Source organism: Endozoicomonas sp. ALE010, assembly GCF_049310165.1.
Taxonomy (GTDB): domain Bacteria; phylum Pseudomonadota; class Gammaproteobacteria; order Pseudomonadales; family Endozoicomonadaceae; genus Endozoicomonas.
Genome location: NZ_JBLYNV010000048.1, coordinates 1 through 14,438, shown reverse-complemented (window position 1 = coordinate 14,438; position 14,438 = coordinate 1). Strand labels below are relative to the sequence as shown.

General features: G+C 49.7%; 8 protein-coding genes. 6 read left to right on the top strand and 2 right to left on the bottom strand.

Annotation, left to right across the window (positions count from 1 at the left end):
- Positions 1-93: 93 nt before the first annotated feature.
- A complete protein-coding gene (gene gcvH, locus ACO6UY_RS17660) occupies positions 94-486 on the bottom strand; it encodes a glycine cleavage system protein GcvH (RefSeq protein WP_101748033.1) in 393 nt (130 codons plus the stop codon).
- Between the two features lie 336 nt (positions 487-822).
- Here gcvH and ACO6UY_RS17655 point away from each other — a divergent pair, with 336 nt between their 5' ends.
- Positions 823-1,356: a hypothetical protein gene (locus ACO6UY_RS17655; protein ID WP_422450579.1), complete on the top strand. Its 534-nt coding sequence runs from the start codon at positions 823-825 to the stop codon at positions 1,354-1,356.
- Between the two features lie 39 nt (positions 1,357-1,395).
- On the opposite strand, the gene ACO6UY_RS17650 is transcribed toward ACO6UY_RS17655, so the two are convergent.
- Positions 1,396-1,563 (bottom strand): hypothetical protein, encoded by a 168-nt coding sequence (locus ACO6UY_RS17650; RefSeq protein WP_422450578.1) that lies wholly within the window; start codon positions 1,561-1,563, stop codon positions 1,396-1,398.
- 400 nt (positions 1,564-1,963) lie between these two features.
- Between ACO6UY_RS17650 and ACO6UY_RS17645 the strand changes: the two genes are divergently transcribed.
- The 5 genes from ACO6UY_RS17645 to ACO6UY_RS17625 form a co-directional block, all read left to right on the top strand.
- Complete coding sequence (locus tag ACO6UY_RS17645) at positions 1,964-3,358, top strand: S8 family peptidase (protein ID WP_422490780.1); 1,395 nt, start codon at positions 1,964-1,966, stop codon at positions 3,356-3,358.
- A 170-nt stretch (positions 3,359-3,528) separates the two neighbouring features.
- Complete coding sequence (locus ACO6UY_RS17640; protein ID WP_422462681.1) at positions 3,529-5,649, top strand: TonB-dependent receptor plug domain-containing protein; 2,121 nt, start codon at positions 3,529-3,531, stop codon at positions 5,647-5,649.
- Between the two features lie 21 nt (positions 5,650-5,670).
- Positions 5,671-6,204, top strand: coding sequence for a YfiR family protein (locus tag ACO6UY_RS17635; protein ID WP_422462683.1), 534 nt, complete (start codon positions 5,671-5,673; stop codon positions 6,202-6,204).
- A 5-nt stretch (positions 6,205-6,209) separates the two neighbouring features.
- A complete protein-coding gene (locus ACO6UY_RS17630) occupies positions 6,210-9,032 on the top strand; it encodes a response regulator (protein WP_422462685.1) in 2,823 nt (940 codons plus the stop codon).
- Between the two features lie 151 nt (positions 9,033-9,183).
- On the top strand, positions 9,184-14,438 hold a 5,255-nt coding region (locus ACO6UY_RS17625), incomplete at its 3' end, for an Ig-like domain-containing protein (RefSeq protein ID WP_422490779.1).

The following is a 14,438-nucleotide window of genomic DNA, read 5'->3' as shown; positions in this document are numbered from 1 at the left end:
AATCCGATAACACACCCACTGCTGTCTCTTGGCAGCAGGTGGTTGGTAACAGGTAATGACTTCAGATGCGGGGATCAGCTTGCCCGGAAGCAATCAGGACTCTGACTCAATAAACTCACCATAGGCTTCTGCATCCATCAGATCACCGAGTTCACCATCATCATCAAGTTTCATCTTGAAGAACCAGCCATCATTATAAGGATCACTGTTGACAGTTTCCGGAGCGTCTTCAAGAATGCCATTAACGTCAATCACTTCACCCGTCAATGGCACATAGATCTCTGAGGCAGCTTTTACAGACTCTACAGCGCCGGCCTCATCACCTGCAGCGAGCAAAGCACCCTGCTCAGGCAGTTCAACAAAAACCACGTCCCCCAGGGCTTCCTGGGCATGATCTGTAATACCAATAGTGACGGTACCATCTTCCTCCAACCTGACCCATTCATGGGAACGCAGATACCGTAACTCAGAAGGTATATTGCTCATCTATTTTTCCTCGGTTGACTCTCAGTAAAGCTAACGCTGTTTATTGGCTCATGACTGTCAAAGAGCTCAGGGCTGTCTAAGAGCTCATCGCTGACTGGCACGAGCATTCTAACTAGTTTAGTGGGAAGTTTACATAGCACCATCCCGGTTAACGACCTGAATAGAACATACCTCTGAATTTTTTGAGCTGACTACCCTGTATACAAAACTCAACAGCCTGTGCAACACTGAAAAGTTATAAGACATGGCTAAGAAGCCCGAAGTGTGCCGTGGGCCTGATGTTGCGCCAACATGGCACGGATTAATAGTAAATCAAGTGATAAGGTTCAGAGTCCAATGTCACTATCCAATGCCTGCCGATGTAATGAACAGTTGCTGTCTGATTTGATTCAGGTTATTGAAAGACTTCCTGCAAATACTTGTCAGAAAGCTGTCGCTCCTGACAGTGCTCAAACCATAGGCGCTCATGTACGTCATATCATTGAGTTTTATCAGTGTTTTTTATCCGGTCTGGATAGTAGATACATTAACTACGACAACAGGGACAGAGACCCGGAATGTGAGAGGAATGTCGCTTCTGCAGTAGGCGCTTTGCTGAGTATCAAGAAGCGGCTGGTGAAGTTGACAAAGAATGCATCGGGTGAGATCCATCTCACACTCAATGCCTGCATTGATACCAATGGAACTGTCGTTAAGACGGAAACATCGGTCATTCGTGAGCTGTTATTTTTGCAATGTCACACCACGCACCATTTGGCCATCATCAACTTGCTGCTGCAACTGTCAGGCCACCCCCCCCAAAAAAATTTCGGCGTTGCCACCTCAACACTGATTTATCAAAAACAGCAGGAAACATCCTCTAAAAACTAAACTATCTTTCTACTATACTTCACACAATCGCGCCAACACTCAGTTCATTTCTGGCCAATTCTTATCCGCAGCTGTAATAAAGCCAAGAATATCCACCAGCCATTTTTCCTGCACACTGTTGTCGTAATTCAAATACAGTTTGTCAGCAAAGGCGTTGAGGCTCAATGCCATCAGCAGGACCGTAGCTATCCTTAATAATGTATTCATGAAGCATCATCCTCTTCAGTTGTTGATTTTATTTTGTTCAGGGGCTGACCAGGTTTCCACTATTTCCATGCCTTAATAAATTCTACAGTAAATGACCCAAAAAAAGTGCCAGAAAAGCCAGCTAAGATGGGATAAAACCATCAATACTGACCAGTGCTGCCGAAATAATGGCAGCGTTTTCCAGAAGACAAATCGACAGTAACATCAAACCTGCCAATACCATTAGGTGCTTTGTGACGTCCAATATCAGATCAGCCGTCAACTATCCAAAATACTTTGAAGCTTCTATTTCCATCCACCATACTTTTTTCTTAGGTGGATTCCAAATTCCTACAAGTAGTTAACCAAATAGAGTTAAAAATTTTATTTGGTTAATTATTTACCCCTGAGGCAAGCATCAATGAACTCACTGCTGACAAGGATTGTTTTAGCAGCAACACTGTTGACACCAACATTCATTTCACAGGCTGAAGTAGATAATTACCGACTTTTATTACAACGCACAGATAGAGTCATTGTTCACTTTAAAGAAAAGCCTACCGAAGCCAGAGCATTAGCTTTTATTAAACAGGGCGTAACCCATGGTGGTTATGGGGTTGCTGCCGGAAAAAGGCAGGAAGTACTGCCAATAGGAGCCACCGTTAATCTTGACGATGCAAAGACGCTGGCAGCCGGATTAGAAGACGATCCCCAGGTAAAGTTTGCTGAGCCAGACCTGGTAATGCAGGCCATGAGAGTCCCCAACGACCCCCTTTATAATCAGCAATGGCACTACTTTGAAACCGGAGCGGGTATTAATCTCCCTGCTGCCTGGGAAATATCCATTGGCAGTACTGACAATGTGATCGGTGTTATTGATACCGGGATTACTGACCACCAGGAGATTAATGGCAGACTGGTAGCAGGTTATGATTTTGTTTCTGATCCCTGGATGGCGAATGATGGTGATGGCTGGGATAGTAACCCCCGGGATCCGGGAGACGCTCTGCAGCCAGGAGCCTGCGGCTCCTCATTCGGTGACCCGGTTCCGGCTAATGCCCGAAAGAGCAGCTGGCACGGTACTCATGTTACGGGCACGATTGCGGCGAAAACCAATGACAGCGTCGGTGTTTCAGGGGTTACCTGGCTCTCCGGGGTGCAAACGCTCAGGGCGCTTGGGCGATGTGGTGGTTATACCTCCGATATCGTATCAGCCATGCGTTGGGGAGCAGGCCTGAAAGTCTATGGACTCCCGATAAACCCCAATCCGGTCAACGTACTGAATCTAAGCCTTGGTGGTGAAGCGCTCTGGTGTCCGCAAACCTATCAGGACGCCATTGATGAAGTGGTTGCTGCGGGTGTCACGGTGGTGGTTGCAGCAGGCAATGAGCAACAAAATGTGGCGATGAGCACGCCGGCAAACTGCAAAAATGTCATAGTTGTTGGTGCTATCAATCGCACAGGAAACCTCAGCTGGTACTCAAATTATGGTACCGATATCGACATTATGGCTCCCGGTGGTGAGACTCTTTTCCAGGGCAATGGCATCCTGTCATTGTACAATTCCGGGCTGAACGGTCCGACAAACGGCTCCTACGCTGAGCTGCAGGGCACCAGCATGGCAGCACCACATATCGCAGGTTTAATTGACCTTAGTTACGCTGTCAATCCAACGCTGTCACCTTCTGAGCGCGAGCGCCTGTTGAAAGAAGCAGCCAGACCCTTTGCCTCAGATAGCGATTGCTCAACCTTCAGGTGCGGTGCCGGGATTGCCGATGCCGCAGCCTTCCTGAGAGCCATCCAGAAGGCTAAGTGAGAAATAGTCAGACGAGCCCTGAAATCAGGGCTAAATTTTTAATAAGAGCTAATAAGATAAACAGGTATTGCAACGCTTCAAAGATCAAGCAATGGAGCAGTCATACCCGGGATGAACAGAGAATGATTCAGCAGCACTTCTCTCTTCAATAAATCCAATGGAGTGGAACCTTGAAACCATCAAATCATGCGCTGCTGCTGGCTGGAATTTTTTCTTCTCTCATCGCTCCCATGAGTCTTCAGGCTGATTCCGATCCGGAAATAACCGATGATGGGCTGTTGGATCTCAGCCTGGAAGAGCTGATCGCACTGGATGTCCCCGACGTCACATCGGTATCCAAAAGAAAACAGCGCCTGATGGACTCCCCTGCCGCTGTGTTTGTTATCACCAATGAGGATATTCAGCGTTCAGGTGTGACATCCATTCCAGAGGCACTGAGAATGGTCCCTGGCATGCAGGTAGCCCGGTTGAATAGCAATACCTGGTCCATCAGTACCCGGGGTTTTAATTACATTTTTGCCAATAAATTGCTGGTACTGATCGATGGTCGCACCGTTTACTCGCCTCTGTTCTCCGGTGTTAACTGGGATGTCCAGGATACCATGCTGGAAGATATTGCCCGTATTGAGGTGATTCGCGGCCCGGGGGCGGCGCTGTGGGGTGCCAATGCTGTAAATGGTGTGATCAATATTATTACCAAACATGCGGCAGATACCCAGGGTGGTCTGCTGTCTACCGGGTTTGGTTCGGAAGAGAAAGCCTTTGGGGCCTATCGCTACGGTGGGGAATTAGGGGATTCTGGCTACTACCGGGCGTTTTTCAAAACCTTCAACCGCGATGGATTAGCGAACAAAGACGGTACCGATGCCAATGACGACTGGACATTAAAACGAACAGGATTTAAAGCGAATTGGCGAACATCAAACGGGGCTGAAGCGTCACTTCAGAGTGAACTTTATGACGGCACAACCCGCCCCGACTTAAAAATCTTCAATGAAACCACACTGAGCCCGGATCGCATTAACAATCAAAGCAGAGATCAAAAGGGTGGGCATCTGATCGGCAGCTATAAACAGTACCAGGCTGACGGCAGCCACTTTGCCCTCAAAGGCTACTATGACCGCTATGAAAATTATGATTACCGGTTCACGGAAAAGCGAGATACTGCCGACCTTGAGTTTCAGCACCAGATACTGCCCGGCAACGATCATGACATCATCTGGGGCCTGGGTTATCGACTGACCCAATATAACCTCAACAGCGCCACGAACAACATCACCATGGCACCTGCCAGGCGAACGGACCGGCTATACAGCGCATTTGTTCAGGATCACATTACTCTTTCACCGCAATGGGCTCTGACGCTTAGCTCCCGCTTTGAGCATAACGACTTTACCGGTTATGAGATTCAGCCCAATGCCAGTCTGACCTGGAAGATATCGGACCAGCAAACCCTGTGGATGAAAGCGGCCAGTGCGTTAAAGACACCATCAATCAGTGAAACATCGGTAACCTCCCGTGGCATTGCATTCCTGCGAGAAGAGGACGCTCCTGTACCGGGAACCGCTACTCCAGACTTATTAGCTATCAGTGGCAATGATCAACTGGATTCGGAAAAATTGTTTGCTTTGGAGGTGGGCTATAGAGAGCAGTTTAATAACCGGCTACTGTTTGATATCACTGCCTTTTTCAATCAGTACAGAGATCTTTTGGCCTACGTTGATCAACCCGGTTGCCTGGATAGAACCACTTTTGACAGTTCAGTCATGCTTTGCTCCTATGGCGACAATGGAAGCAAACCCGCCGTAGAATATTCAACCACATTTGCCAACGGGCTAACGGCTAACACTTATGGTCTGGAGGTAACAACAGACTGGCAGGCAACCCCCTGGTGGAAACTGCAATTTAACTACAGTTTTCTGGGTGTTGATGCATTCAGCAAGGATTCCGGTTCAGCTATAACCAACAGCTACCTTAGGGGAAATGAACACTTACTGGAAACCCTCAGTGCCAACAATACCGCCAATATCCGTTCTTACATGAACTTACCCCACCAGTGGTATCTGGATTTCTGGGTACGCTATATGGATAACCTCAGAGATGCAGAAGTTAGTGCCAACACGGCCCTGGACTTCAGGGTAGCCAAAAAATTCGGCAAAGACCTTGAACTGTCCCTGACCGGCAAGAACCTGTTCGACAAACAACGGCTGGAATTCGATGAAATATTCAGCGGGCTCGGCGAAACTGAGGTACAGGAATCCTGGTACCTGCAGTTACGCTGGCAACATTAATCGGATGGGGGAGATCACTTCATGCCGATCATAATCAACAAAACCTGCGCAATCATTGCAATAGCTCTGCTCTGCTGCTTAAACGTAACTCAATCAGCAGCCAGTGAAGTTACCAAAGCTGATAAGGTTAAGGCCGCCATTGTCTATAAACTGTCCAAGTTTGTTGCCTGGCCCGGAAAAAAGCAGACCCTGGCACTGTGCATTATTGGTAGCGGAGCCATTAACAGTGAACTGCAAAAAATCAATCATAAATTCAGCAGGGGGCGGCGTATATCAGTCACTCATAAAATACACAGCGCCCCATTGGAAAAGCTGTGCGACATTGTCTACATCCATAACTCAACGCCACATGTCGTATCCGAAATCTTACAGAAATTAAAAAATGAATCGGTACTGACCATCAGTGATAGCGAGAACTTCGCTTATCAAGGTGGCGTGATAGGACTGATCCGTACCGGCAGCCGGATCCAGTTTGCCATCAGTCAGAGTGCGACCAGAAACGCGAGCCTGACAATTAATGCCCAATTAATGAGGTTAGCCAAGGTTGTTAAATAGTCATTATGATCACATTTAAGAACCTGCCCATTAAAAAGAAGTTACGATACGCCATGCTGATAACGGCGTATTCCGTTCTGCTGGTGACCCTGAGTGTGCAAACCGTGAGTGAATATATGCACTCACGGTCTTTGCTGGTCAGTAAACTGGAAACCCTGGTTGAAGTGATTGGTGCCAATGCCCAGGCAGCTTTAATGTTTGAGGATACCATAGCAGCTGAACAACTATTGAACGGTTTCTCCAGCACCAATGAAATAGAAGCAGCCTACTTATTAAATCCGTCCGGTGAGCGCGTCGCCGACTATCATCGGGAAAAGAAGCAACCCTGGGCCTTTACCCTGCAGGAACTCAACCAGCCCGTTACCTTATTCAGCAAAGCCAAGCTGCATTTATATCGTCCTATCAATTTGGATGGTCAGTTTATTGGTGCCATTTATATCCAGTCAAACCTGAGTGAGCTCTACCTGCACCTCACTCATATCTTGTTTTTGGTCATGATTGCGGCATTAATTTCTATCGTACTGGCGGCAATGCTGAGTGCCAGGCTGCAAAAACTGCTGGCACGGCCCATTACAGAACTGGCTGATACCATCAGCGAAATCACCAAATACCAGCAGTATGATCGCCAGGTGCAAAAATACGACAACGATGAGATTGGGCAACTGTATGACTGCTTCAATAACATGCTCATGCAGATCAAAGAACGAGATGACCGACTGCAACAACATCGTGAAAACCTGGAAGCCACCGTTACCAGTAGAACCAATGAACTGAAAATGGCCAATCGGGGGCTGAAAGAAAATCTGACGGAGCTTAATGAAGCCAAAGAAGCCGCATTGGATGCGGTCAAAGCCAAAAGTTCTTTCCTGGCCAATATGAGCCATGAAATCCGTACGCCGATGAATGGTGTTCTTGGCATGCTGGACCTGATGAAAGACACCCCACTCACAAAAACACAAAATGATTTTTTGAATACCGCTTATTCCTCTGCTGATTCGCTACTTTCCATCATTAACGACATTCTCGACTTTTCAAAAATTGAAGCTGGCAAGATGACCATTGAGGCAGTGGATATTTCAGTCCGGGATGTTGTTGAAGATGTCTGCACATTACTGGCAGGCACCGCCCGAGAGAAGGGCCTGGAGCTTAGCTGCTATACCGATGTTGACCTGCCAGCCACACTGAAAGGAGACTCGGTAAGACTTAGGCAGGTGCTAACCAACCTGATTGGCAATGCCATAAAGTTCACCATCAAGGGAGAGGTCAGCGTTAAAGTAAACCTGATCAAACGGTCACAGGCGTCGGCACAAATTGAATTTTCTGTGGAGGATACCGGCATTGGTATTGCTGAACATATCCTGCCAACCCTGTTCAATGAGTTTACCCAGGCCGACGGCAGTACTACCCGGAAGTTTGGAGGCACCGGTCTGGGTTTGACGATCTCCCGACAGTTGGTTGAGCTAATGGGAGGCAACATCCGTGTTATCAGTGCTGAAGGTCTCGGCTCCACATTCACCTTCACTCTGGAGATGGCCATATCCCAAAACCAATGCAGGCAAAAGTCTCAGACACTTCATGCACTGGACGGTATAAAAGCCCTGGTCGTTGATGATAATCACACCAACCGGGAGATTCTTCGCCACTATCTAACAGCCTGGGGCCTGGATCACAACGAGGCATCAACCGCAAAAGACGCTCTGCAGCTATTGAGAAAAGCTCATAACAATAACCAGCCCTATGAGCTTGTCTTTCTGGATATGAATATGCCCGACATGGATGGGCTGGAATTGTCTAAAGTGATCGAAGACGATCCCGACTTACAGTCCATTCGCAGAATCATGCTTAGCTCGACCGGTTTTATCCCTCAAGAACAACAGCAAGCGGCCGGGCTGTCCGCTTGCCTGAGCAAACCATTCCGACAGTCCAGATTGCTGGATACCGCCATGCAGGTGATGCATTACGCCAGCCAACAACCGGATGGTCTGACAGACCAACATGAACCAGAAACGGCAGTATTCTCCGAAAGCATCCAGATACTTCTGGTAGAAGACAATATGGTCAACCAGAAAGTCGCTACCAGCATGCTGAAAAAAATTGGCTTGAGTCATATTCATATAGCAGAAGATGGTCGTGAAGCGGTCAACATGAGCCGACACCAAACCTACGACCTGGTGCTGATGGACTGCCAAATGCCGGAGATGAGCGGATATGAAGCCACAGGTCTGATCAGACAAAGAGAGCGTGAGCAACAGTTACCCAGAATACCGATCATCGCGATGACCGCCAATGCAATGGCTGAAGACCGGGAAAAGTGCCTGGCTGCCGGCATGGATGACTATCTGAGCAAACCGGTCAAAATTGACCACCTCAGGGAGAGGCTGGCGCACTGGCTGATTCACGACACACCGCCACAAACAGGAACACCGAAAGCTGCAGAAAAAAACCGGACGATTGCCAGCAAACCGGATCTATCAAAACAGCATCCATTGATTGATCAGTCCGTCTTCAATGCACTTCAGGAGTTGATGGAAGAAGAGTTCCCGGTACTGATTAACAGCTATCTGGAAGACGCCCCTAAATTAATGGCCGACATCAAATTCTCTTCCAAAGATGCAGACCGGGAGGTGCTGGTAAGAGCAGCCCATACCCTGAAATCAAGCAGTAACAATCTTGGTGCCACACAGCTGGCAATGATTGCCGCCGACATCGAGAAGGAAGGTAAAGCCAGCCAGCTGGCAGAGGCATCAGCGTTAATCGCTTCACTGGAATCAACGCTTGATGAAACCCTTCAATCTCTAATAATAAAAACAAAACAATCAAAAAATTGACTGATCAAAATGACCGATGATTCATCTGAATACGAATCTGTCTTTTTAAATATGTTGACTGATTATACCCCACATCAAACAACTACAATTACTGAATAAGTTCATGAACCGCATGTAAGCCGGACAACACCTTAGCGGAAGAGGTAAACTAATGAATTCTGACAAAAATATCCCCGTCATAGGATATGTAACCGATGCCACTTCGGCCATTGAAGTCACTGATTCAAATGGAAACGTTGTCACCAAAAAGGTTGGTGACCCCATTTTTCTTGATGAAGTCATTAATAATGAGTCCGGTTCAGAAGTTGTCGTCAAATTATTAAATGGTCAATCTCTAACGGTTCCGGTGGCGCAACAAGTAGTGATGGGGGCAGAGATCGTTAATAGTCTTGATCCAACGGCTGCCGGCGAAGAAGGCGATCAAGATAAAGAAAGCGAAGAAAGTGATCAAAGCGATGAAGCTGATGAAAGTGATCAAGTTAAAGAAAGCGAACAGGTTAATGACTCACCAACAGAGCAATCAGATAATTCAGATTCAACACAAAGCACTTCAGATCAATCAGATACAGGCATTACCCAATCACGGTTACCTACTACGGTCGTCATTGAGCAGGAAAACAGTCAAAATACAGACCGCCAATCAACGGAAGATCAATCAAAAGGTAACGAACTCAGTCAACTGGAGTTCAACTCAATTAGTCAGCTGAGCGACAATCAACCTTCTGCCCCTGAAAGCATTGCTCCAGTCATCGAAAGTCAAAACTTTAACGTTAATGAAAACGTCCCTGAAGACGGCTCTGCGGTCGTAGGTCAGGTTATTGCCAGCCAATCTGACAATATGACGTTTGCCATTATCGGAGGTAATGAAGACAACGCCTTTGCCATCAGGCCCACAACCGGTGAACTGCTCGTTACCGGCCCCCTGAATCATGAAATAAGAGATAGCTACAACTTAACCGTCGAAGTAACTAGCCAGAATGGTATCAGCAGAAATGCCTCCGTCAGTGTTTCAATTAATGATCTCAATGAAGTGCCTGAAGCTTATGACGATGTTGATGACAGCCATGAAAATCATGTACTGATCATCGATGTACTGGCAAATGATGTTGATGAGGATCTGGCTGATGGACCAGACAACTTCAACCTCCTCAGCGCTGAGATTGTCGATAACCTGGGCAATGTCATGGCTGGTCAGGGCTCTGTCAGCATTGTCGATAACCGGCTGCAGTTTACCCCAGGGGCAGATTTTGATTATCTGGCAACCGGTGAGTCAGCTGTCATCACCATTCACTACATCATGAGTGACGATGGTGGTATGACCTCAAATGCCATCACCACCATTACCGTCACCGGAGCCAACGACGGGCCAGTAGCCACCGCCGATATTGACACAACCGGGGAAAACAACAGCGTTTTCGTCGATGTCATTGCCAACGACAGTGACCTGGATGGCAACAATATGCTTAGTGTCAGTGCTGCCAGCATTGCCACCATGACCAACAACAGCAACAGCCAGGCCATTGTGCCCGGCACCGCCAGTGTCAGCTTCAGTGGCAACAACGTAATCTTTTCCCCTGGCAACGACTTTGATTATCTGGCCACCGGTGAAACCGCCACCGTCGTGGTGAACTATACCGTTACTGATGATGATGGTACGCCACTGACGGACAGCAGCACCCTGACCATCACGGTTACCGGCACCAACGATGCACCGGTAGCCACCGCAGATATCGGTGATACCGGGGAAAACAGCAGCGTTACTGTGGATGTGATCGCCAATGACAGTGACCTGGACACCAGCAATGGGCTCAGTGTCAATGCCGCCGGTATTGCCAGCATGACCAATGATGGCGACAGCCAGACCATTCTCCACAATACCGCCAGTGTCAGCTTCAGTGGCAATAATGTTACCTTCAATCCCGGCACCGACTTTGATTACCTGGCCAGTAGCGAAACGGCCACGGTGAAGGTGAACTACACCGTCACCGATGATGATGGAACACCACTGACGGATAACAGCACCCTGACCATCACAGTAACCGGCACTAATGATGCCCCGGTAGCCACCGCCGATACTGACGCAACTCAGGAAAACAACAGTATCAGCGTGGATGTTATTGCCAATGACTCTGACCCGGATGCCAACAACGGGTTCAGTCTCAGCGCAGCCAGCATTGCCACCGTAACCAACAACAGCGACAGTCAGGCTATTGCGCTGAGCACCGCCAGTCTCAGCGTCAGTGGCAATAACATCACCTTCAATCCCGGCAGTGACTTTGATTATCTGGCCACCGGCGAAACCGCTACCGTTCTGGTGAACTACACCGTTACCGATGATAACGGCACACCACTGACTGATAGCAGCACCCTGACCATCACCGTTACCGGCACCAACGATGCACCGGTGGCCACCGCAGATACCGATAACACCTGGGAAAAAAACGCCATCACCGTCGATGTAATCGCCAATGATAGTGACCCGGACACCAGCAATACGCTCAGTGTCAGTGCCGCCAGCATTGCCACCATGACCAATGATGGTGATCAACAGCCCGTCACTCTCAGCACGGCCAGTGTCAGTTTCAGCGGTAACAATGTTATCTTCGATCCCGGTACCGATTTCGAATATCTGGCCAATGGCGAAACGGCCACGGTAATACTCAACTACACAGTCACCGATGATGATGGCACGCCACTGACTGATAGCAGCACCCTGACCATCACCGTCACCGGCACCAACAGCATTGCTCCCACCATCACGGCGGTGACAGATGTGACCGGAGCCATAACCGAAATTGCCGATGATGCCAATGGTGAGAGCATCAATACACTGTCTGACAACGGCAGCTTTACCATTGCTGATGTGGATCTGACTGATGTCCAAACCGTCAGCGTCACTTCGGACACCACCGGATATCTCGGATCTTTCACCCCCACTGTCAGCAATAACACCACCGGCGATGGCACCGGCCAGGTAGACTGGACCTTCAGCGTGCCCGATGCGGATATTGATTACCTGGCAGCAGGCCAGGTGCTGACCCAGTCTTACACCGTCACCGTGGACGATGGCCGGGGTGGCACCGTGGATCAGCAGGTGACCGTCACGATCACCGGCACCAACGATGCACCCGTGGCTGTCGTCGATACCGGCACCACTCAGGAAGACAACAGTGTTACCGTCGATGTCCTTGCCAACGACAGTAATACCGATAGCAGTGATGTGCTCAGTGTGAGCGCTGCCAGCATTGCCACCATGACCAACAACAGCAACAGCCAGGCCATTGTGCCCGGCACCGCCAGTGTCAGCTTCAGTGGCAACAACGTAATCTTTTCCCCTGGCAACGACTTTGATTATCTGGCCACCGGTGAAACCGCCACCGTCGTAGTGAACTACACCGTTACCGATGATGATGGCACGCCACTGACGGATAGCAGCACCCTCACCATCACTGTCACCGGCACCAACGATGCACCGGTAGCCACCGCAGATACCAGTGATACCGCGGAAAACAGCAGCGTTACTGTGGATGTGATCGCCAATGACAGTGACCTGGACACCAGCAATGGGCTCAGTGTCAATGCCGTCGGTATTGCCAGCATGACCAATGATGGCGACAGCCAGACCATTCTCCACAATACCGCCAGTGTCAGCTTCAGCGGCAATAATGTTATCTTCAATCCCGGTACCGACTTTGATTACCTGGCCAGTGGCGAAACCGCCACGGTGAAGGTGAACTACACCATCACCGATGATGATGGAACACCACTGACGGATAACAGCATCCTGACCATCACGGTAACCGGCACTAATGATGCCCCGGTAGCCACCGCCGATACTGACGCAACTCAGGAAAACAACAGTATCAGCGTGGATGTTATTGCCAATGACTCTGACCCGGATGCCAGCAACGAGCTCAGTCTCAGCGCAGCCAGCATTGCCACCATGACCAACAACAGTGACAGTCACGCTGTTCCGCTGAGCACCGCCAGTCTCAACGTTAGTGGCAATAACATCACCTTCAATCCCGGCAGTGACTTTGATTATCTGGCCACCGGCGAAACCGCTACCGTTCTGGTGAACTACACCGTTACCGATGATAACGGCACACCACAGACTGATAGCAGCACCCTGACCATCACCGTTACCGGCACCAACGATGCACCGGTGGCCACCGCAGATACCGATAACACCTGGGAAAACAGCGACGTCACCGTCGATGTAATCGCCAATGATAGTGACCCGGACACCAGCAATACGCTCAGTGTCAGTGCCGCCAGCATTGCCACCATGACCAATGATGGTGATCAACAGCCCGTCACTCTCAACACGGCCAGTGTCAGCTTCAACGGCAACGATGTTACCTTCAATCCCGGTACCGATTTCGACTATCTGAACAAGGACGAAACGGCTACGGTGGTGCTCAACTACACAATCACCGATGATGATGGTACGCCACTGACTGATAACAGCACACTGACCATCACCGTCACCGGCACCGACAACAAGCTTCCCACCGTTACGGCTGCCACAGATGTGACCGGAGCCATCACCGAAATTACCGATGGAGCCAATGGTGAGAGCATTAATACACTGTCTGACAGCGGCAGCTTCACCATTGCTGATGGGGATCTGACCGATATCCAGACCGTCAGCGTCACTTCGGACACCACCGGATATCTCGGATCCTTTACCCCCACGGTCAGCAATAACACCACCGGCGATGGCACCGGCCAGGTGGACTGGACCTTCAGCGTGCCCGATGCGGATATTGATTACCTGGCAGCAGGCCAGGTGCTGACCCAGTCTTACACCGTCACCGTGGACGATGGCCGGGGTGGCACCGTGGATCAGCAGGTGACCGTCACGATCACTGGCACCAACGATGCACCCGTGGCCGTCGTTGATACCGGCACCACTCAGGAAGACAACAGTGTTACCGTCGATGTCCTTGCCAACGACAGTGATACCGATAGCAGTGATGTGCTCAGTGTGAGCGCTGCCAGCATTGCTGCCATGACCAACGACAGTGACAGCCAGGCTATTGTGCCTGGCACCGCCAGCGTCAGCTTCAGTGGCAATGACATCACCTTCAATCCCGGTACAGACTTTGATTATCTGGCCACCGGTGAAACCGCCACCGTCGTGGTGAACTACACCGTTTCAGATGATGATGGCACGCCACTGACGGATAGCAGCACCCTGACCATCACTGTCACCGGCAACAACGACGGACCAGTGCTGAACGCAGCGCTGGCAGACCAGAGTGCCGATCAGGACGACGCCTTCAGCTACCAGCTGCCAGCAGACAGCTTCACTGACCTGGATGGTGACACCCTGAGCTACAGCGCCACCCTGGCCGATGGCAGTGCCCTGCCCGCCTGGCTCAGCTTTGATGCCGCCAGCAC